This window comes from Dolomitihabitans soli, from assembly GCF_022213955.1.
GTDB lineage: Bacteria > Actinomycetota > Actinomycetes > Streptosporangiales > Streptosporangiaceae > Streptosporangium_A > Streptosporangium_A soli.
This window is the reverse complement of the sequence record NZ_JAKNTW010000002.1, coordinates 156317-177087: the sequence shown is the minus strand read 5'-3', so window position 1 is coordinate 177087 and position 20771 is coordinate 156317. Positions and strand designations below refer to the sequence as shown.

Below are 20771 nucleotides of genomic sequence, written 5' to 3'. Positions count from 1 at the left end.
TCATCTCTTCGCGATGAACTAGGGCTATGACAACCACACCGATTCTCATCCTGGGCGGCAGAGGCAAGACCGGCCGCCACGTCGCCGGGCAGCTCCAGGCGCACGGCGTCCCGATCCGGCTGGCCTCGCGGTCGAGCGAGCAGCGGTTCGACTGGCACGACGAAAGCACCTGGATCACGGCGGCGGCCGGGATCGACACGGCCTACCTGGCCCCGCTGGTCGACCCGCCGGGACTCGCGCAGGCCGGGCGGTTCGTCAAGCAAGCGGCAGCGGACGGCTTGCGCCGGGTGGTACTGCTGTCCGGCCGCGGCGTCGGCAGTCCCGGCCGCGAGTTCGCGGTCTACCAGGGTCAGCTCGAACTGGAGAACGCGGTCAAGGACAGCGGTGTCGACTGGACCATCGTCCGGCCCGCATGGTTCATGCAGAACTTCAGCGAAGACTTCATCCACGGCCAGGTGGTGGCCGGCGAGCTCCGGTTGCCGGCAGGCGATGGCGCTGAGCCGTGGATCGACACCGAAGACGTCGCCGACGTGATGGTGACCGCACTGCTGAACGAGAAGCACACGGGCGAGACGTACTCGCTGTCCGGTCCGCGCACACTCATCCTGACCGAGGTCGCGGCCGAGCTCTCCGCCGCGACCGGCCGGCAGATCGGGTACGTCGACGTCGAACCCGAGAAGCATGTCGCCGAGATCGTCGGAAGCGGCGCATCCCTAGACGAGGCCGAGGCCCTCCGCGACCTGTTCACGGTGATCCGCAACCACCGTTCCGAGTACGTCTCCGACGGCGTGCGGCAGGTACTCGGCCGGGAACCTCGCGACTTCACCGACTGGGCGCGAAGCGCCGCGCTGACCGGGGCGTGGTCGACATGACCCTCATCAGAATCCTCACCTTCGCGGCACTCACCGGCTCCGCGCTGATGGGCGGGGTGTTCTTCGCCTACGGCAATTCGGTGATGGGCTCGCTGGAACGAATGCCGGCCGGCCAGGGCGCCGCCACGATGAACGTGGTCAACGTCCAGATCTACAACCCGCTCTTCATGCTGATCCTCATGGGCACCGGCTTGGTCTGCCTGGTGCTTCCCGTGCTCGGCCTCATCCAGGACAGCCCGGGCAAGTGGTGGTCGCTGACCGGCTCCGTGCTCTACCTCGCGGGCATGATGATCACCACCGCCATCAACGTCCCACTGAACGACCAACTCGCGGCGGTCGATCCCACCACACCGGAGGGCGCGGCCGAATGGTCGCGGTTCCTGACGTACTGGAATCCGGCGAACAATTTCCGTGCGATCGCCTGCACCCTGGGCGTGATCGCCTTCGGTCTCGCCCTGACCAGCGGTGACAGGCCGGAACCGGCCACCACGAAACCGGCGAACCAGGTCCAGCGGCACGCGGGCCCGCAGCACGTACGGCCGCACCCCGGATCAACGTACGGAGGACCGCAGCAACCGGGACCGCGGCACCAGGAACCCGCGCCCAGGAGAGACCAGCGGTAGGGATCAGACGACCAGGCCCGGACGAGACAGGCCGTCAGTGCGCACGAACCTTGCGACACCCCTTCCACGTCGTCTACGACGGGTGACAGTCAGATGCAGTGGGTCCGAGAGATGTCAGGCTTTCCGATTCGCCGTCAACGCCGGGCGGTCGCCGTGGCCAGCGCGTCGGCTCCGGGTTCGGCTCCGGGTTCGGATAGGTGAGCGAGGGCGGACGAGGTGGCGTCGTCGGCCGCCAGGTAGACGACGAGCCGGTGCTCGTCGGTGCCGGGCAGCTCCAGGCTCTCGTAGGCCAGCCGCAGCTCGCCCGCGACGGGATGCGCCCACCGTTCGACGCCGGTGTATTCGGGGAGGACGGCCGACGTCTCGTACCGACCGGCGAACGAGACGCCCGCGGTGATGCTCAGCTCCTCGGCGAGCGCCGCGGCCGGACCGTCGCCCAGGGAGGCCGCGGTCCGCAGTCCGGCGGCCCGCTCGTCGGCGACGTGCTCCCAGTCGGGGAAGACGGCCGGCGCCCGGTCATCGGTGAACACGAACCTGGCGAGGTTGGGCGGTAGACCGTCCAGCAGGCCGACCGGCCCGGCGAGCCGTTCGTACCCGGCCGTGCGGGCGAGCACGTCGCCCAGCCGGTTGACCACCAGCGCCGGAGCGGGGTCGAGCCGGTCGAGCAGCGCACGCACGGTGGGGCGCATCACCTGGGGCGGCGGCTGGGCTCCGAGGCATGATCCGCCGTCGCCCAGCTTGACGAGACGGTGCATGTGGACCCGTTCGTCGGGGGAGAGGCCCAGGGCGTCGGCGAGCGCGCCGAGGATCTGGAGGGAAGGGCGGCGGTCGCGTCCCTGCTCCAGCCGCGTGAGGTATTCGACGCTGATCCCGGAGAGGGTGGCGAGCTCCGCCCGGCGCAGACCGGGCGCGCGCCGACGGGAACCAGTGGGGAGCCCCACCTCGGCGGGTGCGACAGCCTCCCGGCGGTTGCGCAGGAAGGTGCCCAGCGCGTTATCGGTCACGAACGGAGCCTACCGGCTCCACGACCGCCCAGCGTGGCCGTGCCGGTGGCGACCCGTCTGGAACGGCCTGGCCGGTGGCGGTGGTGACCGCCTGGAAGGGTCTGGTCTGTGGCGGTGGTGACCGTCTCGCAGGGCCTCGCCCGTGCCGATGGCGATCACACGGCAGGGCCTCGCCCGAGCCGTTCATCCCAGCGTGGCCCTGCCAGGGCTACCCTCAGCCCGGCCTTCCTCCCGAGCGACCGGCCCAGCATGGTGGTGAGGCGCCCGACCGACCATTACCTTTGGAGAGACGTTGACCACATTCACCGACGCCGAAGTCGCCTACTTGGACGGCCAGCCGCTCGGACGCCTGGCGACCGTCGGCCCCAACGGCAGGCCGCAGGTCAAACCGGTGGGATTCTTCCTGGAGCCCGGCACCCAGGCCATCGTGATCGGCGGCCTGGACATGGCCGCGAGCAGGAAGTTCCGCGACGCCGAGCGCCGGCCGGACGTCGCGCTGGTCATCGACGATCTCGCGGCCGTCGATCCGTGGACCCCCCGTGGCATCGAGATCCGCGGGCACGCGGAGACGCACACCGACGGCGGCAAGGAGGTCGGCGAGAGCCTCGACGCCGGGTTCCCGTTCGATCACGCGTACATCCGGGTCCTGCCGCGGCGGATCCTGTCGTGGGGCATCGACAACGGCTCGTTCGAGCTGTCCGCACGCGACGTGACACAGCACTGAAAGGGAGAATTCCATGCGTTATCGACTGCTGGGCACGACCGGGCTGCGCGTGTCGGAGCTGTTCCTCGGCGCGATGACCTTCGGCGACCCGCAGACGGCCCGCCGCCTGGTCGACCTGTACGCCGAGGCGGGCGGCAATGTGATCGACACGGCCTCGGCGTACGGAGAGAGCGAGAGCATCGTCGGCGAGATCCTCGACGACCGTCGCGACCGCTTCGTGCTCGCCACGAAGTACACGCTCTCCCGCGACCACAGCGATCCGAACGCCGGCGGCAACCACCGCAAGAACCTCACCCTGTCGCTGGAGGAGAGCCTGCGGCGGCTGCGCACCGACTACATCGACCTGTACTGGGTGCACATCTGGGATCGGCACACGCCGGTGGAGGAGACGATGCGCGCCCTGGACGACGCCGTGCGCGCCGGGAAGATCCTCTATGTGGGGATCTCCGACGCGCCGGCCTGGGTGGTCGCCCGAGCGAACACCCTGGCCGAGTGGCGCGGCTGGACGCCGTTCGCCGGCCTTCAGGTTCCCTACAACCTGCTGCGACGGGACGTCGAGCGAGAGCTGTTGCCGATGGCTGAGGGGTTGGGGATGAGCGTGGCGGCCTGGGCGCCGCTCGCCGGCGGGGTGCTGTCCGGGAAAGTCACCCGTCCCGGCGGGGTCAAGCCCGGGAGCCGGGTCGACCCGGCGTCCCTCACCGAGCGCGACCACGCCGCCGCCCGCGCGGTGCAGAAGGTCGCCGACGAGCTTGGGGTCACCCCGGCCCAGGTGGCGCTCGCCTGGACCCGTTCCCGGTTCGCCGGCGTGCACCCGCTCATGGGGGCGAGCAGCGTCGAGCAGCTCGCCGACAACCTGGGCTCGGTCGACGTCCACCTGCCCGAGGAGGCGATCCGGCAACTGGAGTCGGCGGTGGACTTCGAGCTGGGCTTCCCGGGCGACTTCATCGCCGAGTGCGAGCCGAGCCCCTTCGTGTTCGGCGACACCGCCACGCGGGTCACCGGTCGCCCCCGCTCCGCGCCGTGGTGATCGAGGGATGGCTTGCACGCGGGTGGGTGGTCGGGGGCGACACCGCCACGCGGGTCACCGGTCGCCCCCGCTCCGCGCCGTGGTGATCGAGGGTTGGCTTGCACGCGGGTGGGTGGTCGGGGGCGACACCGCCACGCGGGTCACCGGCCCGCGCAGTGATCGAGGTGCTTTGACACGCGGGTGCGGGTGATGAGGTCGCCCAGGTCGTGCGGGGCCCGCCGGTGGTGATCAGGAGGCGACGCCCGCAGTCGCCGCCTCCGTCGGGGATCCGGCCGGGCTAGGACCGGCCGCGGACCTTGTCGGTGACGCGTTTCAGGATGCGCTCCCAGGCGGTGCCGAACGGGTTGTCCTGGACCATGTAGGTCCAGGTGGCGGTGGGCCGTTTGAGGCCGGCGCCGTCGAGGTCGATGCCGTCGGGGCCGATCGGGGCCGTCTCGAAGGTGGCGACGGCCTCGGACTCGATCTCGGCCAGCAGGCTCTGGTAGGCGGTGACGGCCTCGCGGTGGAACTCGTCGAGCGGGTTCATCCGGCCGAGGACCCGCAGGTGGATCCCTTCGCGCAGGTCGGATAGGAACGCCACGTGGGTGGTCCAGGCCCGGTCGAGGTGGAACAGCACGATCTGCCTGGCCGCCTCGTGCAGGACCGCCTCGCCCGCGCTCTCCAGCAGCTCCGCCCAGCGTTCGGGACGGGCCCGCGCGAGGGCGTCGGCGGCGGCGTCCCCGTGCAGGACCTTGTCGCGGCGTTCGAGCACCAGGGCGCGCTGGTGTTCGAGGAGGCGGGTGTAGCGCCAGGTGTTGCGGTGGATCTCCAGGTTGGCGCCCTCGGCGACGCGCTGGGCGTGGCCGACGATCTGGCCGCCGCGCTTGTTCCGGACGACGCCGTCGCGCTCGGCGGCGGGCGGTCGCTCGTCGGGGGCGAACCTGGTGATCAGCTCGTCTTCCAGGCTCACGTAGAAGGCCGAGCCGCCCGGATCGCCCTGCCGGCCGGCCCGGCCGCGGAGCTGGTCGTCGAGGCGGCTGCTGGAGTGCCGGCCCGAGCCGATCACGTACAGCCCGCCGAGGCCTGCCACGCCGTCGCCGAGCCGGATGTCGGTGCCCCGGCCGGCCATCTGGGTGGAGACCGTGATCGTGCCGCGTTCGCCGGCCTTGGCGATGATCGACGCCTCCTCGGCGTCGTTCTTGGCGTTCAGCACCACGCAGTCGAGGTCGCGCCCGCTCAGGGTGAGGGCCAGGCGCTCGGACTCGGCCACGTCGAGCGTGCCGATCAGGATCGGCTGTCCGGTGGCGTGCACTTCGGTGATCTTGTTGACCAGTGCCATGTCGCGGTCGGTCACGGTGGCGAACAACACGTCGGGGTCGTCGGCCCGGACACACGGCACGTTGGGCGGGATCACGGCGACCTGCAGGTCGTAGAACTCGCGGAGTTGCTCGCCCACCGCGACCGCGGTGCCCGTCATGCCGCACTTCTCGGGATAGCGGGTGATGAGCCCCTGGACCGTGATCGAGTCGAGGATCTCGCCCGTCTCGCTCGCCGGCAGCGCCTCCTTGGCCTCGACCGCCGCCTGCAGGCCGTCGGGCCAGCGCTGGAGCAGCGACACCCGGCCGCGCGAGTGGTTGATGAGCTGGACCCTGCCCTCGCGCACGATGTAGTCGATGTCACGGGTGAGCAGGGCGTGCGCGTGCAGCGCGAGGTTGACCTCGCTCACGGTCTCGGGCGCGTCGTAGAGGTTGTCGCCGCCCAGGGCGGTCTCGACCGCGTCGGTGCCCGCGGGGGTGAGGAAGACGTTGCGTCCCTGCTCGTCGATCTCGTAGTGGTGGCCCCGCATCAACTGCCTGACCAGCGCCGCCGTCTTCGGCACCGCCGCGCCGGGGTCGGCCGCTCCGGCCAGGACCAGCGGCACCCGCGCCTCGTCGACCAGCACCGAGTCGGCCTCGTCGATCAGCGCGACGTTCGGCTCGGGCAGGACGAGGTCGGCCGCGCCGGTGGCGAGCCGGTCGCGCAGCACGTCGAAGCCGATCTCGCTGACCGAGCCGTACGTGACCTCCTGCTCGTACGCCTCGCGCCGCTCCTCGGGCGTGGAGGTCTGCCCGATCCAGCCGACGCTGACGCCGAGCGCTTCGTACAGCGGGCCCATCCACTCGGCGTCGCGCCTGGCCAGGTAGTCGTTGACCGAGATGACATGGACCCGCTTGCCCTGCAACGCGTAGCCGGCGGCGGCCATGGCCCCGGAGAGCGTCTTGCCCTCGCCGGTGGCCATCTCGGCCACGTTGCCCGCCAGCAGCGCCAGCGTGCCCACGAGCTGCACGTCGTAGGGCCGCAGGCCGAGGGTGCGGTGGGCCGCCTCGCGGGCGATCGCGCAGAACTCCGCGAGATCGTCGGTGGGCGGGACCGGCAGCTCGTCGAGAGCCCTGATCCGCTCCTCCCGCTCGGCGGCGCGGGCGACCACACGCTCGAAGGGCGCGAGGTCGAGCGAGCCGGGACGCTCCAGAAAGCGCCGGAACAACTGAGGTATCGAGGCCACGTACCCTCCAACGACCTGTCTGAGGGTGGCGTTCCCCTCCGTCCCTCAGTATGCCCCCGCACCGCCGTACGGGAGGCCGTCAGCCGCGCTCGGAGAGTGCGGGAAGTGCGACGGCGAGCAGGAGTACGGCGGCGCCGGCCGCCGACAGGACGGTGAGACGCTCGCCGAGGAGGAGCACGCCGATGACCGTCGCGCCCACGGGTTCCACCAGGACGATCACCGAGGCCGTGGTGGCGCGCACGGCGGTGAGCCCGGCGAAGAACAGCCCGTACGCCAGGGCGGTCGGCACCGCGCCCAGGTAGAGGATCAGCCCGGCGGAAATCAGGGGATCCCCGCCGGAGGGAAGCACGCCCGAGACGAGGGCGAGGGGCAGGAGGCAGAGCCCGCTGACGGCCAGGCCGCCGGCCGCCGCGCCGTACGGGTCGTCGTGGACGGCTCGGTTGGCCATGGTCACCGCCGCGTACCCGGCGGCCGACAGCAGCGCCCAGCCCAGCCCGGCCGGCGCGACACCGCCCGAGGTGGCGCCCCAGACGCCGTCGAGCGTCAGCATGAGCAGGCCCGTGACGGCCGCGCCGATGCCGGCCGCCCCGGCACGGCCGAGCCGTTCGCCGAGCGCGAGCCCGGCGAACACGGCGACCAGCACGGGTGTGGCGCCCAGCGTGACGACGGTGGCGACGGCGAGGCCCGACTCCTCGATCGCGGCGAAGTAGGCGGTCTGGTAGACGGCGATGCCCGCGCCGGTGACGAGCAGGTGCCGGGGGTTGCGGGGGAGCCGGCGGTGGACGGCGGCCAGCAGGGCGGCGCCGATGAGGCACCGCCAGAAGGACGCGCCGATCGGGCCGAGGTCGCCGAACCGGTGGAGCAGCGCGGCGGCGGCCCCGCCGGTACCCCAGGCGGTCGCGGCGATGGACACGTACAGCAGGCCCTGCCGTACGGAGACGTGCGTCATCGAGATCTCTCCAGAAGGGATGGTCGTCAGAGGGAGGCCCGTGTGCGGGCGGCGACCATCGACCGGATCGCCCAGATCCGGCTATATGGAGAAATACCGCCCGCTAGAGGGCGGGCGGCGGAGAGATGACCCAGTACACGTGCCGAGCGTATCGAGAGCGCGCAACCGTGTTTCCGGTACCTGACACGACCTGACAGGTAAGCCGGGAAGAGTGGCCGTCATGACAACGACCGCCAAGCTCTTCGCCTTCACCATCGACTGCGCGGAGCCCAGGAAGCTCGCCGCGTTCTACGCCGCCGTCACCGGTTTCGAGATCCAGTACTCGGAGGACGAGTACGCCGCCGTCGGCGACGGCACGACCAACCTCTATTTCGGCCGGGTGCCGGAGCGGGTGCCCGCCGCGTGGCCGGGGCCCGGCAAGCAGTTCCACCTCGACTTCCGGGTTCCCGACGTGGCCGGGGCCGTGGCCGACTACCTCGCGCTGGGGGCCACGAAGCCCGAGTTCCAGCCCGGGGGCGACGGCTGGACCGTGCTCGCCGACCCCGAGGGGCACATGTTCTGCGTCTGCCCGGAGAAGTCGTGACGGCCCGACCGCGCCGGTAATTGCCTAAGCTTGGGGGATGCTGTCCCGACGCCATCCCTCTGCCACGCCCTCGATCGGGGACTCCCCCGGCGGCCACCGATGATCTGGGTCGGAGTGTCGATCGCCCTCGTGGGAGCGCTCGGATACGCGCTCGGCGCGGCACTCCAGCAGTTCGAGGCGGTTCGTGACGGCGCCACCCTCAAGCTGATCAGGCGCCCCCGCTGGGTGATCGGCGGGATCATCGGCTTCACCGGCGCCTGCCTGCACGCCGTTGCCCTCAGCTTCGCGCCGCTCGTCGCGATCCAGCCGGTGAGCGTGGCCACGCTGGTCTTCGCCGTCCCGCTGGCCGCCATGATGTACGGCAGGCGACCGCGCCGGGCCGAGATCCTCGGTTCCATCGCGGTCGCCGGCGGGCTGATCGGCCTCATGCTGCTGGTGCCGCACGAGGTGTCGACGCCGTACCTGAGCGACGGGGGCGCGCTGGGCTTCCTCGCCTGCGTCGGCGGCATCGTGGTGGTGTGCCATCTGGTGGCGCGCAAGGCGTCCGGCCCGGCCAAGGCGCTGCTGCTGTCCATCGGCGCGGGCGCGGTCACCGCGACCGTCTCCACCTTCGTGCGGGTCGTCGGCGGCGGGCTCGGCGGCGACTTCAGCAGGCTGCTGCACTGGTTCAGCGCGGTGATCCCGGTGATGCTGATCTTCGCGGTGGTGCTGCTGCAGAAGTCGTACGCCGTCGGTTACTTCGGCATCGCCTACGCGGGCGTGCAGGTGGTCGATCCGATCACGTCGGTGCTCGCGGGGGCGATCCTGCTCGGCGAGCCGCTGCCGGTCGGGGCCAGTACCGCCATTCCCGCGCTGTTGGCCGCGGCCGTGCTGGTGGCGGGCACGATCACACTGGGCCGGCTGACCCCCGACAAGCACGTCCAGCCCGCCCCGGTCCCGCAGCCGGTCTCCTGACGGTCGCCCCGGCCGGGCCTTGCCGGGGCGACCTCGTCCGGTGCTTGCGTTAGGACCCTTGAAGAGACGAGTTCAACGAACGGTCGTGGCATTCGGTGTAGTGCTCGGCGATCTCGTCGCTTGTGGTCACCCAGACCCCAGGGTGGTTCACGACGTATTCGAGGGCCTGGTTCAGATACTTGAGGCGGAACGGCTGGCCGGTGACGAAGGGGTGCAGGGCCAGCGCCATAACCCGGCCGCCTTCGGCGTGGAGCTGATCGAACTGGTCTTTGACGATCTGCACGAAATCCGGCCCGGTGAAGCTCTTCATGGTGAACAGGCCGAGATCGTTGAGTTCGACGGAGTACGGCAGGCTCAGCATCCCTGGCACGTTCAGCCGATATGGCTGGTCGTCGTTGGTCCAGTCAAGCACGTAGCTCAGGCCGAGCTCGGCCAGCAGCGCGGGGGTCTGGAAGGTCTCCGTGAGCGCCGGCCCCAGCCAGCCGCGCGGCCGTTGACCGGTGGCCTTCTCAATGGTGGCGATGACCTCGGTAAGGAAGGCGCGTTCCTCGTCGGGGGCCATGTCCGCCTGCAGGACGGAGTTGTTCTTGCCGTGGGCCAGCCAGGCCCAGTTCCGTGCCCGGCCGGCCTCGATGATGTGCGGGTACCGGTCGGCGGCATCGGAGTTGAGCAACACGCTCGGGCGGATCCCGTGCCGGTCGAAGCTTTCCATCATCCGCCAGATGCCCACCCGCGGCCCGTAATCGCGCCAGCCATAGTTCAGCGGATCCGGCACCAAGGGAGCCGTCGCCTCATTGAGGCTCGTCGAGGGACGGTCGATCAGAAAGTGCTCGACGTTCAGCCCCACGTAGAACGCGACACGTGCGCCACCCGGCCAGCGCACAGGCTCGCGCTCGACGATCGGGCTGTAGTCGTAAAGTTCGTTGTCCATCGTTCTTCCTTTACCTGGTTGTACCGAGGTGGACGAGCATCTTCCCGGTGTTGCTCCCGCGCAGGACTCCGATGAGGGCGGCGGGCGCCTGCTCAAGACCCTCGATGACGGTCTGTTCGGCGTGCAGGGTGCCGTCGGCGAGCCAGCCGCCGGCGCGCTTGATCCATTCCGCGCGCAGGTGGCCGTAGGCGTCGATGAGCAGGCCGTGCAGGCCGGCGTTCTTGAAGGCCAGATCGATCAGGTTGCCGGGGCCCGTGCCCGCGGAGCCGATCGCGCCCACCAGGGCGATCCGGCCCCGCTCGCGCAGCGCGCCGATGGCCGCCTCCAAGTGTTCGCCGCCGACGTTGTCGAAGTAGTAGTCGATGCCGTCGGGGGCGGCCTTGGCCAACTGCTCGGCGACGGGCCCCGCCTTGTAATCGATGCTCTCGTCGAAGCCGAAGGCCGTGACGAGCTTGCGGGCCTTGTCCGGGCCGCCGGCCGAGCCGATCACCTTGGCCGCGCCGAGCTTCCTGGCGAGCTGGCCGGCGATGCTGCCCACGGCGCCGGCCGCGGCTGACACGAAGACCACGTCGCCCTGGCGAACCGGCGCCGCTTCTGTCATGGCCGCGTAGGCGGTCAGGCCCGTAGTGCCCAGCACACCGAGGTAGGCCGGCGCGGGCGCGAGCGTGGTGTCGACGACGGTCGCGTCCGCGGCGTCGACGACGGCGTAGTCTCGCCAACCGGCGAAGTGGGAGACGGGGGTGCCCACCGGGAGGGCCGCGGCTCGGGAGTCCACGACCTCGCCGATGGCTGCGCCGTGCAGGACGTTGCCCGGTTGAAGGGGTGGGAGATACGGGTTCCCCCGCATCGCCTGCCGCATGTACGGGTCGACCGACATCCAGGTGTTGCGGACCAGGATCTGGCCGGGGCGTGGTTCGGGCAGTGGGACGCGGACCAACCTGAAGTGCTCAGGACCGACGTCCTCTACCGGCCGGGAAGTGAGCAGGACCTCGCGATTCATGATGTGACCTTCTGGAGTTGGGGTTCTGCCTCAGCCGCCGTGGTCGGCCGGTAGCGCAACACCGTGACGGCGATGGCGATGACGATCACGGCTAGGACCGCGCTGACCGTCGCGGCGACCTGGAACCCCGAGACGAACGCGTCCTTGGCCGCCTGGACCAGCTGGGCGGCGACAGAATCCGGGAGGTCCTGGGCCGCGGCGACGGCGGCGCCGAGCGTGTCGTGGGCGGCCTCGGCGGCCTCGGACGGCGTTCCGGCCGGTGTGGTCGTGGCCATGCTGTCGCGGTAGACGGCCACGGCTACGCTGCCGGTGACCGCGATGCCCATGGCCAGGCCCAGGTCGTAGGCGGTCTGCCCGGCCGCCGCGGCCGATCCGGCACTCTCCGGCGGGGCGGCGTTCACCGCCAGGTCGGTGCCGAGCACGCTGATCGGGCCGATGCCGAGCATGATGATCGTCACCGCGACGGCGGCGGCGAGCGGGGTGGTGGCCTGGATGGCCACCACATAGCCGATCAGGGAGATCAGCGTGCCGCCCGCGATGACGTACGCGGGCTGGAAACGGCGCACCATCATCGGGGTGAGCTGCGAACCGAGCAGGAACGTCGCGGCCGACGGCAGCAGCCAGAGCCCGCCCGCCAGCGGCGACAGCCCACCGACCAGTTGCAGGAACTGCGGGACCAGGTACTCCACGCTGTTGAGCGCCATCATGCCCACGAACAGGACGGCCAGCGCGGCGGCGAAGGATCTGTTGGTGAACAGCCGCAGATCCAGCAGCGGGGAGGTCAGCCGGCGCTGCCGGCGTACGAACAGGTAGGCGAAGACCAGCCCGGCCAGCCCGGCCACGATGGCGGGCGCCTGCCAGCCGTACTCGGCGATCCGCTTGACCGCGTAGACGACCGGCAGGATACCCAGCAGGAACAGCACCACGCTGGCCAGATCCAGCCGCCCGGCAGAGGTGTCACGATGCTCGGGCAGCAGCAGCCGCCCCACCGCCAGAACCAGCACCATGATCGGCGCGCCCATCAGGAACACCCATCCCCACCACAACCCGCCGAGCATGAGCCCGCCGAACACCGGGCCCAGCCCCACGCCCAGAGCCAGCGCGGTCGCCCACAGCGAGATGGCTCTCGTCCGCTGCCCCGGGTCGGTGAACATGGCGCTGATCAGCGACAACGTTGACGGAAGGATCGCGGCTCCCGCGACGCCGAGCAACGCGCGCGCCCCGATCAGCAGTTCCGGGCTGGCCACCACGGCCGACACCAGCATCGCCACTTCGAGCAGCAGGTACGCCGCCGCGCCGCTCAGGAGCAGCCGGCGACGGCCGGCACGATCGCCCAGCGTGCCCATGACGACCAGGAACCCGGAGGTCATGAACCCGTAGATGTCCGTGATCCACAACAGCTCTGCGCTGCTCGGGTTCAGGTCGGCGGTGATGTACGGCGTGGCCAGCCACAACACTCCGAGGTCGGCGGTGAGCAGCATGGTGGGCAGCAGCAACGCCGCCAGGCCCAACCACTCCCGCGGTCCGGCCTTCCCTTTCTTCTCTGTATTCATGCTGGAAACGCTAGAAAGGCGGCTCTGGCGGTGGGAGGGCCGAACGCGTCACGAGGAGGACCAAACGCGTCAGAGAATGCGCTGCCGCGTTGCTGTCCGGGTCGCGGCCGGGCCCTGGCCGTACCAGCGGTGGATGGCGCGGCGCAGCGCGCGAGGATCGGAGTAGCCGACCCTCGCGGCGATCGACTCCACACTCAGCGAGGTCTCCCGCAGCAACTGACCCACCCGCCGCTGCCGGTACGTCTCCAATTCCTCTCGCCAGCTCGTCCCCTTCTCACGCAGATGGCGCTGCAGCGTGCGAGGGCTCATGCCGAGCCGGTGCGCCACCCGGCTCTGGTCGGGGCATCCGCTGTCGACCGCGGTCTGGAGTGCGGCCTGGAATCGGTCCAGCCAGCCCAGCACCGGCCGGGCGGTGGCGACCGTGGTCCGCGCGTGGTCGTTCAGGATCGCCGACAGCGCCGGGTCGGCGCGCGGCAGCGGCGCGTCGGCGTCCGCCTCGGCGAAGGTGACCGACGGGGGCCCGGCGTCGAAATCGATGCGGCGGGTGCCGTACAGATCGATCAGGCGGTCGTGCCGGGCCGGGGCGCTGTGGGGCAGCCGTACGCTCGCCGGCGTGAGCGGACGCCCGACCCCCGAGCTCGCCGTCGTCAGGAACATGGCGGGCACGAGCTCCGCGATCAGCAGGTAACTCGGATGGTCGATGTAGGGACCGTTCCAGCTCACGGTCACTCCGTCGTCGTCGCGCACCACAACGACCTCGTCGGCGGGGTCGGCGATGACGGAGAAGTGACGGGCGCTGTCGCGCAGCGCGCCGGCGAGCGTCTCGGCAGGGTGGAACAGGTAATCCCACACGCCCAGTGTCCCCGGCCGCCACAGCTGCATCACCTGGCCGCTCCCGCCCACCTCCCGCAGCGGAGCGGAGATCACCTCCCAGATCCGCAGCATCGTTGCGGTGGGAATCCGATCCGGATCCTCCCCTAGGACGGCCATGCCGGGAACGATGGCTAGTTGCGACCGATCGAGCCCTGCCGTGACGGCCGCCCTGACCAGCATTCGTGTCAGATGCGGGGAGACGGTGTGCAGCGCCGGTACCGAACGCACCTGTTCCACGTCCCCCCACCACCCAGCGAAATCACCCCGACATCATCGAAACTGCCGAGGCGTACCACGGGTCCCGCGAGTCCAGTATGGACGATGAGACCTTTTGACCGGCTGCTGCATGCGATCACGGCCTGGGAGGATGAGCACCCCGACCTGGTCGCGGCGTCCGCGCCCATCAGCATGCCCGCGTCGTCGAGGGCGTGCGCCGGGAGACGTGCCGGGTTCGAGTTTCGGCGGAGGCCCTGCCCATGCGCAGGACGAGCCCGGCCGGCCATGCCGAGGACGGCCACTTCTCGCGGTCGTCCCAACCCTGCGGGCAACCGTCTCCTACGTCCTGCGGAGCAGTGCCACGACCAGGCAGGCGATGCCGGCCATCAGCGCGGCGCTGACCAGCGCGGCGACGTGGAACCCCTGGACGAAGGCCGCGCGGGCGGCATCGAGGAGGGCCGGGGCGTTCCCGGCCGCCGTCACCGCGGCGGTCAGGCTGTCATGGACGGCCTCCGGCACGGCGGCCGCGGACATCTGTCCCCGGTAGACGGCCGTGACGATGCTGCCGAGAACGGCGATGCCCAGTGCCCCGCCGATCTGCGGAGCCGTGGTGGAGATCGCGGCCGCCGCACCGGCCCGCTCCGGCGGCGCGGAACCGACGATCAGGTCTGTCGCCAGCGCCATCATCGGGCCCAGCCCGGCCGAGACGATGACTGCTCCGGTGACCAGGACGGCCAGGCTCTCCGTAGTCTGGGTGAGCACGAGGTAGCCGGCCGCGGAGATCGCCAGCCCGGTGCCGATGACGACGGGCGCGCTCACCCGGCGCACGATCCGCGGGGCCAGGATCGACCCGGCGATGGTGCCGATGGCCGCAGGAGCCGTCCACAGCCCGGCCTCCAGCGGCGACAGGCCGTGCACCAGTTGTAGGTACTGTGCCAGGGCGTAGTTCGATCCCCACAGGACGAAGATGCCCAGCGCGAGCGTGACCGCCGGGATACTGATCGCCCGGTCGGCGAACAGCCGCAGGTCGATGAGGGGCACGGGCAGGCGGCGCTGCCTGCGGACGAACGCCACGGCCATCACGAGCCCGGCCGGCACCGCCGCCGCCGAACCCGCCTCCAGACCGGCCGCCGCGATCTGCTTGAGCCCGTAGACCACTGGCAGTACGGCCGCGAGCGACAACAGGGCGCTCGCCACGTCCAGCCGCCCGGCGGTGCCGTCTCGATGCTCGGGCAGCAGGAACGGCCCCGCCACCAGGATCAGCACCATGACCGGAACGGCCAGCAGGAACGCCGAACCCCACCAGAACTGCTCAAGCAGCCAGCCGCCGACCAGCGGGCCGATGGCCGTTCCGCCCGAGACGCTGGAGATGATCACGCCGATGGCCACCGTCCGCTGCCTCGGGTGCGTGAACATGGACGCGGCCAGCGACAACGTGGTCGGCATCAGCGTCGATCCGGCGATCCCCATCAGCGCACGCGCGACGATCAAGCTCTCCGGGTTGGGCGCATAGGCGGCCACGACCGAGGCCACGCCGTAAGCCGCGGATCCGATTAGCAACAGCCTGCGCCGCCCGATCCGGTCGCCGAGCGCGCCCATGACGAGCAGCGAGCCGGCCAGCAGGAAGGCGTAGATGTCCACGATCCACAGCAGTTGGGTGCTGCTCGCGCTCAGATCGGCGCCGATGGCGGGGAGCGCCAGGTTCGTGACGGTCAGTTCGAGTGAGGCCAGCAGGGCGGGTAGAGCCAGAACGGCCAGGCCGATCCATGCCCGTTGTCCGGCCCGTACCGGAGAAGCAGTGGTCATGAACGCAAGTCTGAAACCTCGACTAAAGTAGAGGTCAATCCCTAGCATCCGGTCATGAACATCGCCAAGGAACTCACGGTCGGCCAGCTCTCCGCCCGCTCCGGCGTCGCGGTTACGGCGTTGCACTTCTACGAGGACAAGGGCCTGATCCACAGCCGGCGGACACCCGGCAACCAGCGCCGCTACCCGCGCGACACTCTGCGCAGGGTGGCCTTCATCCGGGTCGCGCAGCGTGTCGGCATCCCGCTGCGCCTGGTCGGCGAAGCCCTGGCCACCCTTCCCGAGGGCCGGACGCCCACCCGTGAAGACTGGGCGCGCCTGTCGGCCGGGTGGCGCGCCGAACTCGATCTCCGCATTGAGCAGTTGGTACGGCTACGCGATGACCTATCCGACTGCATCGGCTGCGGCTGCCTGTCGATCGACCGATGCGTCCTGCGCAATCCCGACGACCGCCTCGGAGCGGAGGGGACCGGCCCGCGCCGGCTCCTGGTCCGGGAATCATGACGGTCTCGGCGGCTGCGGTCCGCTTCCGGCGTATTCCCGGCTGCCTCCGTGGAAGCTCAGGCGGTGAGGCGGGTTCGGTGGGCGGGCCACTCGTCGTCGAGGATGCCGAAGTAGACGGTGTCGCGCCAGGTGCCGTCCGGGCGGCGGCGGTGGCGGCGCAGGGTGCCCTCGTGGACGCCGCCGATCCGCCGGATGGCGGCCTGCGAACGGGTGTTGAGGCTGTCGGTCTTCAGCAGCACCCGGTTGAAACCGAGCTTGTCGAAGGCGTGGTCGATCAACAGCAGCTTGCACTCGGTGTTCACCGCCGTCCGCCACACGGCCCTGCCGTACCAGGTCCAGCCGATCTCCACGCTGGCGTCGAAGCCGGGCACGCCGCCGTAGGTGGTCCAGCCGACGGCGCGGCCGGTCTCCTTCAGGATGACCGCGAACGGGGTGTGCGCGTCATCGGCGATCAGTCCCTCGGCGATCCGCGACAACTCGTCCACGGTTCGCGGGGTGGTCGTCGGCAGCCAGCGCCACACGTCGTCGTCGCCTCCCGCGGCCAGGAAGAGGTCGGGGACGTGCGCCGGAGCGAGCGGCTCCAGCCGTACGGCGGGGCCGTCGAGGGTGACGGGGACGGGGAGATGGGCGGTCATGCGGATGACATTAGACGGCGGAGCGGACGATGTGGACGTCCACTTACCGGCCGGAGACGAAGACCACTTGTGCGTCGCGGACCTCGATGGTCTTGCGGCCTCCTGCGACCAGACAGGACAGCGGCGGCGATGCCCTGGCGGTACATCAGCTCCAGCGCCAGGGCCGGGCTCCACTCGGGCAGTTCGCGCCCGCCGGGAGCGTGGACCCCATGCTCGCGCAGCCAGCGCGCGTAGGCGGCGGGGATCATGTGCTGCTGAACATCGATTTATCCGGTGTGGCCGAGTGAGCCGAGCTGGAGCGGATCTGGCAGCAGCGGCTGGCAGCGGCTCGTCCCGGTTCAGGCCATCGAGATCGTCCTCAGGTAGTCGACCACTGCGTCGCCTGACCGGGTCCGTACGGCCACATAGCCGTCCGGCCGGACGAGGACGAGCGTGCCCCTGTTGGCGCCGTAGCGCTTGCTCGGGGGGCCTGGCTCCAGCTGGTAGACGCGGATGTCGTCGCCGTAGAGCCTGTCCAGGCGCTCGGCCAGACCTGGCATCACCGCGCCGAACTGGAGCAGCGTGAAGTGGGGGCCGCGGAAGAGGTCGAACAGCCGCGACTGCTCGCCGGTCACTGGGTGCCGGCACGGCGAGTCGGGCGCCCGGTCGCCGGGACGGACCTTGCCCTTGTCGCCGACGGACAGCTCGGAGTCGCGGTAGTTCACGCCGAGCTGGGAGGTCTTGCTTACGATCGCCTTGGTCACCACGGGGCTGCGCATCAGCGGCAGGATGATCCAGTCGCGCAGGAAGGTCATCAGAGGCTTGGTGGAGAACAGCGCGGTCATGCCGGCGCCGCTGGTCTTGAGCACGGATTCGGCCACCGGGCGGCGCTCCCGCTCATACGTGTCGAGCAGGCTGTCGGGGACTCGGCCGCGTACCGCGAGGGCCAGCTTCCAGCCGAGGTTGTAGGCGTCCTGGATGCCGGTGTTCATGCCGAGCCCGCCCGCGATCGGGTGGACGTGGGCGGCGTCTCCGGCGATGAAGACGCGGCCGGCACGGTAGCGGTCGGCGAGCCGTACCTTGTAGCTGAAGCGCGACAGCCAGGTGGCGTTGTGCAGGCGCACATCCGTCCGGCCGGTGCGCTGCGCGAACAGGCGCTGGAAAAGCTCGAGTGAGGGCTCCTGGCCGGCGCCCTCCTCGCCGGGGCGTACGGTGAGGCCGAACTGCCACGACAGCGTGCCGGGTAGCAGCGCGAGGCCCACGGAGGATTCGTTCGCTGCGTACCAGACATAGGAGCCGTCGCGAGGCAGGCCGTCCACCTCCACGTCGCCGAGCAGGTAGTGCTCGGTCTCCGACACCAGCCCGGGGAAGGTGATCCCGGCGGCCTCGCGCACGGCGCTACCGCCGCCGTCGCAGCCTACGAGGTAGGAGGCGTGGATCACCTCACCCGTGGCGAGCTGCGCGACGACCTGGCTGTCGGACTGCTTGAGGTCGGTCAGTTGCAGGCCGCGCTCTACCTGGCCGCCCAACTCGGTCAGGCGGGCGCGGAGTATCTGCTCGGTGCGCCACTGCGGCAGCAGGACGAGCGTCGGGTACGGCACATCCGGCCGCGAGTGGACACCGGCCAGGAGGTGCAGCTCCGCGATGAACCGGCGGTCCATGTAAATCCGCGCCGGCATCTCGGACGTCCCCGCGTCCAGGAAGTCCTGGACCACGCCGAGATCGTCGAACACCTCCAGGCTGCGCGGCTGTATGCCCTTGCCCCGAGACTGGTGGTGGAATTCGGGAGATCTGTCGATCACTCGGAAGGTGACGCCGCGCCGGGCCAGCTCGCAAGCCAGCGTCAGCCCCGTCGGTCCGCCTCCGACGATGAGTACGTCTACGTCGGTCATGTCTTCCCTCGATTCGGGACGGAACCTATCCGTTCCATTTGAAGAATAAGCGACCGTGAAGTCGGGACGCAACCGTTCCGTCTCGTGTTACTATCGCCGATATGACTGAGATCCGCCCGCGTGGTCGTGGCGCCGCCGTGCTGCGCCAGACAGTCACCGACACCATCGTCGCGGCGGCGGTCGCCGAGTTGGCGGAGGCAGGCTATGCCGGTATGTCAATGGGCGCGGTGGCCCGGCGGGCCGGTACGGGAAAGGCCGCGCTCTACCGGCGGTGGCCGTCGAAAGAGGCGATGGTGGTCGACCTCATCGACGTCGTCGCCTCCCAGCAGGTCCCGGCAGGCGGGGCCGGTGACCTGAGTAGCGACGTGCGAGCCTACGTCCGCGCGGCGGCGGATACGCTGTCGGATCCCGTGGTCATGCGCATCGTGCTCGATCTGACGGCCGAGGCCGCTCGCAATCCCGGGCTCTCCGCGGCATTCGACACCGCGATCCGGCAGCCGCGCAGGGCCGCGTGCGAGCGGTTTCTGAGGAGCGCGGTGGAGCGTGGCCAGTTGCCCGCCGACCTCGACCTCGACCTGGCCCTCGACCTACTGGTCGGGCTCACGCAGTGGCGTGTCCTCAACACCGGCCAGACCGTCGACGACTCCCGCGTCGAAGCGACGAGCAAGCTGATCATTCAGGCGCTTCCGCTCTGCCTGGGCGCCGGCGACAGGCGTGCTGTGCGGGAGTGAGGGTCCCCCTCCGAGGCGACCGAGGACCGCGACATACACCGCCCCCATAGGCGAGTTCACCCGTTCGACGGTGACGCCGATGGTTCCATGTTTGGAGGGTAAAGCGGAGAACGAAGGTCGACATACATACCGGCTGGTCGGTACGCTCACTGGCTAGACAGGAGGGCCCATGGACTTCACCTATGACGCCAAAACCGAGGACCTGCGGGAACGACTGACCCTGTTCATGGAGGAATGCGTCTACCCGGCCGAGGCGGCGTTCGAGGAGCAGGCCGCGGAGAGCGGCTGGAGCAGCCCGCCGCTGCTGGCGGACATCAAGGACGAGGCACGCGGCCGAGGGCTGTGGAACCTGTTCCTGCCCGGCGCGCACGGCGCCGGCCTCACCAACCTCCAGTACGCCCCGCTCGCGGAGATCATGGGCAGGAGCCCGCGCATCGCCCCGACGGCCACCAACTGCGCCGCCCCCGACACCGGCAACATGGAGGTCCTCGCCGAGTTCGGCAGCGAGTGGCAGCGCAAGGAGTGGCTGGACCCGCTGCTGCGCGGCGAGATCCGCTCCGCGTTCGCGATGACCGAACCCGACGTGGCCTCCTCCGACGCCACCAACATCGCGACCTCGATCACCCGTGACGGCGGCGAATACGTGATCAACGGCCGCAAGTGGTTCGCCTCCGGCGCGATGAACCCCAACTGCAAGATCTTCATCGTGATGGGCCAGACCAACCCCGACGCGCCCAAACACCGCAGGCAGAGCATGGTGCTGGTGCCCCGCGACACCCCTGGCCTGACGGTCAAGCGCGGCATGCACGTCTTCGGCTACTCCGACGCCGATCACGGGGGCCACGCCGAGTTGCTGTTCGAGGACGTCCGCGTGCCGCTTGCGAACCTGATCAGCGAGGAGGGCGGCGGCTTCGCCATCGCCCAGGCCCGGCTCGGCCCCGGCCGCATCCACCACTGCATGCGGCTGATCGGCATCGCCGAGCGGGCCGTCCAGCTCATGTGCGAACGGGCCCTCGCCCGCACCGCCTTTGGCAAGCCAATCGCGGACCAGGGCGTCGTCCAGGACTGGATCGCCGAGTCGCGGGTGCGGATCGAACAGCTCAGGCTGCTGGTGCTGAAGACCGCCTGGCTGATGGACACCGTCGGCAACCGGGGCGCGCACACCGAGATCCAGGCCATCAAGATCGCGACCCCGCGTGACGTCGAGTGGATCCTGGACAAGGCCATCCAGGTGCACGGCGCGGGCGGGGTCAGCCAGGACTTCCCGCTCGCCGGGCTCTGGGCCGGGGCACGGTCGCTGCGCCTGGCCGATGGGCCCGACGAGGTGCACAAGCGCTCCCTCGCCTACCGGGAACTCAAGAAGCACATGGTCGCCGACGTTTGACAAGGAACCC

At 70.3% G+C, this 20771-nt stretch carries 19 protein-coding genes; 9 read left to right on the top strand and 10 right to left on the bottom strand.

Annotated elements, in window-relative coordinates:
* Window positions 1–26: 26 nt before the first annotated feature.
* A complete protein-coding gene (locus MBA17_RS05685; RefSeq protein WP_238495206.1) occupies window positions 27–872 on the top strand; it encodes an NAD(P)H-binding protein in 846 nt (281 codons plus the stop codon).
* A complete protein-coding gene (locus tag MBA17_RS05680) occupies window positions 869–1495 on the top strand; it encodes an anthrone oxygenase family protein (RefSeq protein WP_238495205.1) in 627 nt (208 codons plus the stop codon). Before MBA17_RS05685 ends, MBA17_RS05680 begins: the two co-directional genes overlap by 4 nt.
* A gap of 134 nt (window positions 1496–1629) precedes the next feature.
* Here MBA17_RS05680 and MBA17_RS05675 read toward each other — a convergent pair whose 3' ends face one another.
* Entirely contained in the window at window positions 1630–2499 is an 870-nt protein-coding gene (locus MBA17_RS05675; protein ID WP_238495204.1) for a helix-turn-helix domain-containing protein, read from the bottom strand.
* Between the two features lie 292 nt (window positions 2500–2791).
* Here MBA17_RS05675 and MBA17_RS05670 point away from each other — a divergent pair, with 292 nt between their 5' ends.
* Window positions 2792–3223, top strand: a complete 432-nt coding sequence (locus MBA17_RS05670) for a PPOX class F420-dependent oxidoreductase (protein WP_238495203.1) — start codon at window positions 2792–2794, stop codon at window positions 3221–3223.
* Between the two features lie 13 nt (window positions 3224–3236).
* Window positions 3237–4250 (top strand): aldo/keto reductase, encoded by a 1014-nt coding sequence (locus MBA17_RS05665; RefSeq protein ID WP_238495202.1) that lies wholly within the window; start codon window positions 3237–3239, stop codon window positions 4248–4250.
* Window positions 4251–4527: 277 nt separating this feature from the next.
* Here MBA17_RS05665 and secA2 read toward each other — a convergent pair whose 3' ends face one another.
* Together secA2 and MBA17_RS05655 are read right to left on the bottom strand one after the other, a co-directional pair.
* The gene (gene secA2 / locus MBA17_RS05660; RefSeq protein ID WP_455432700.1) at window positions 4528–6771 is read right to left on the bottom strand and encodes an accessory Sec system translocase SecA2; all 2244 of its coding nucleotides are present in this window, start codon (window positions 6769–6771) and stop codon (window positions 4528–4530) included.
* A gap of 79 nt (window positions 6772–6850) precedes the next feature.
* Entirely contained in the window at window positions 6851–7720 is an 870-nt protein-coding gene (locus MBA17_RS05655) for a DMT family transporter (RefSeq protein WP_238495201.1), read from the bottom strand.
* Window positions 7721–7940: 220 nt separating this feature from the next.
* On the opposite strand from MBA17_RS05655, the gene MBA17_RS05650 reads away from it, so the two are divergent.
* Complete coding sequence (locus tag MBA17_RS05650) at window positions 7941–8303, top strand: VOC family protein (protein ID WP_238495200.1); 363 nt, start codon at window positions 7941–7943, stop codon at window positions 8301–8303.
* A 99-nt stretch (window positions 8304–8402) separates the two neighbouring features.
* Window positions 8403–9257 (top strand): DMT family transporter, encoded by an 855-nt coding sequence (locus MBA17_RS05645; protein WP_238495199.1) that lies wholly within the window; start codon window positions 8403–8405, stop codon window positions 9255–9257.
* A 49-nt stretch (window positions 9258–9306) separates the two neighbouring features.
* Here the strand turns inward: MBA17_RS05645 and MBA17_RS05640 are convergent, their stop codons facing one another.
* The 5 genes from MBA17_RS05640 to MBA17_RS05620 all read right to left on the bottom strand — a co-directional run bounded on the left by MBA17_RS05640 (window position 9307) and on the right by MBA17_RS05620 (window position 15636).
* Window positions 9307–10188: a polysaccharide deacetylase family protein gene (locus MBA17_RS05640; protein WP_238495198.1), complete on the bottom strand. Its 882-nt coding sequence runs from the start codon at window positions 10186–10188 to the stop codon at window positions 9307–9309.
* A 10-nt stretch (window positions 10189–10198) separates the two neighbouring features.
* Entirely contained in the window at window positions 10199–11188 is a 990-nt protein-coding gene (locus MBA17_RS05635) for an NADP-dependent oxidoreductase (RefSeq protein WP_238495197.1), read from the bottom strand.
* The gene (locus MBA17_RS05630) at window positions 11185–12741 is read right to left on the bottom strand and encodes an MFS transporter (protein ID WP_238495196.1); all 1557 of its coding nucleotides are present in this window, start codon (window positions 12739–12741) and stop codon (window positions 11185–11187) included. Before MBA17_RS05630 ends, MBA17_RS05635 begins: the two co-directional genes overlap by 4 nt.
* 69 nt (window positions 12742–12810) lie before the next feature.
* On the bottom strand, window positions 12811–13851 hold the full coding sequence (locus MBA17_RS05625; RefSeq protein WP_238495195.1) for a helix-turn-helix domain-containing protein: 1041 nt from the start codon (window positions 13849–13851) through the stop codon (window positions 12811–12813).
* A 318-nt stretch (window positions 13852–14169) separates the two neighbouring features.
* Entirely contained in the window at window positions 14170–15636 is a 1467-nt protein-coding gene (locus tag MBA17_RS05620) for an MFS transporter (protein ID WP_238495194.1), read from the bottom strand.
* 54 nt (window positions 15637–15690) lie between these two features.
* On the opposite strand from MBA17_RS05620, the gene soxR reads away from it, so the two are divergent.
* Window positions 15691–16140, top strand: coding sequence for a redox-sensitive transcriptional activator SoxR (gene soxR / locus MBA17_RS05615; RefSeq protein ID WP_238495193.1), 450 nt, complete (start codon window positions 15691–15693; stop codon window positions 16138–16140).
* A gap of 56 nt (window positions 16141–16196) precedes the next feature.
* Here the strand turns inward: soxR and MBA17_RS05610 are convergent, their stop codons facing one another.
* Window positions 16197–16775, bottom strand: a complete 579-nt coding sequence (locus tag MBA17_RS05610) for a GNAT family N-acetyltransferase (protein ID WP_238495192.1) — start codon at window positions 16773–16775, stop codon at window positions 16197–16199.
* Between the two features lie 338 nt (window positions 16776–17113).
* A complete protein-coding gene (locus tag MBA17_RS05605; RefSeq protein ID WP_238495191.1) occupies window positions 17114–18646 on the bottom strand; it encodes an FAD-dependent monooxygenase in 1533 nt (510 codons plus the stop codon).
* A gap of 101 nt (window positions 18647–18747) precedes the next feature.
* Here MBA17_RS05605 and MBA17_RS05600 point away from each other — a divergent pair, with 101 nt between their 5' ends.
* The gene (locus tag MBA17_RS05600; RefSeq protein ID WP_238495190.1) at window positions 18748–19377 is read left to right on the top strand and encodes a TetR/AcrR family transcriptional regulator; all 630 of its coding nucleotides are present in this window, start codon (window positions 18748–18750) and stop codon (window positions 19375–19377) included.
* 169 nt (window positions 19378–19546) lie between these two features.
* Window positions 19547–20761, top strand: a complete 1215-nt coding sequence (locus tag MBA17_RS05595; RefSeq protein ID WP_238495189.1) for an acyl-CoA dehydrogenase family protein — start codon at window positions 19547–19549, stop codon at window positions 20759–20761.
* The last annotated feature ends 10 nt before the right edge of the window (window positions 20762–20771 follow it).

Bases quoted from the DNA above. Each gene is read 5' to 3' on its own strand.
- MBA17_RS05685 (WP_238495206.1), top strand. From the start codon at position 27: ATGACAACCACACCGATTCTCATCCTGGGCGGCAGAGGCAAGACCGGC.
- MBA17_RS05680 (WP_238495205.1), top strand. From the start codon at position 869: ATGACCCTCATCAGAATCCTCACCTTCGCGGCACTCACCGGCTCCGCG.
- MBA17_RS05665 (WP_238495202.1), top strand. From the start codon at position 3,237: ATGCGTTATCGACTGCTGGGCACGACCGGGCTGCGCGTGTCGGAGCTG.
- MBA17_RS05655 (WP_238495201.1), bottom strand. From the start codon at position 7,720: ATGACGCACGTCTCCGTACGGCAGGGCCTGCTGTACGTGTCCATCGCC.
- MBA17_RS05650 (WP_238495200.1), top strand. From the start codon at position 7,941: ATGACAACGACCGCCAAGCTCTTCGCCTTCACCATCGACTGCGCGGAG.
- MBA17_RS05645 (WP_238495199.1), top strand. From the start codon at position 8,403: ATGATCTGGGTCGGAGTGTCGATCGCCCTCGTGGGAGCGCTCGGATAC.
- MBA17_RS05640 (WP_238495198.1), bottom strand. From the start codon at position 10,188: ATGGACAACGAACTTTACGACTACAGCCCGATCGTCGAGCGCGAGCCT.
- MBA17_RS05635 (WP_238495197.1), bottom strand. From the start codon at position 11,188: ATGAATCGCGAGGTCCTGCTCACTTCCCGGCCGGTAGAGGACGTCGGT.
- MBA17_RS05630 (WP_238495196.1), bottom strand. From the start codon at position 12,741: ATGAATACAGAGAAGAAAGGGAAGGCCGGACCGCGGGAGTGGTTGGGC.
- MBA17_RS05620 (WP_238495194.1), bottom strand. From the start codon at position 15,636: ATGACCACTGCTTCTCCGGTACGGGCCGGACAACGGGCATGGATCGGC.
- soxR (WP_238495193.1), top strand. From the start codon at position 15,691: ATGAACATCGCCAAGGAACTCACGGTCGGCCAGCTCTCCGCCCGCTCC.
- MBA17_RS05610 (WP_238495192.1), bottom strand. From the start codon at position 16,775: ATGACCGCCCATCTCCCCGTCCCCGTCACCCTCGACGGCCCCGCCGTA.
- MBA17_RS05605 (WP_238495191.1), bottom strand. From the start codon at position 18,646: ATGACCGACGTAGACGTACTCATCGTCGGAGGCGGACCGACGGGGCTG.
- MBA17_RS05600 (WP_238495190.1), top strand. From the start codon at position 18,748: ATGACTGAGATCCGCCCGCGTGGTCGTGGCGCCGCCGTGCTGCGCCAG.
- MBA17_RS05595 (WP_238495189.1), top strand. From the start codon at position 19,547: ATGGACTTCACCTATGACGCCAAAACCGAGGACCTGCGGGAACGACTG.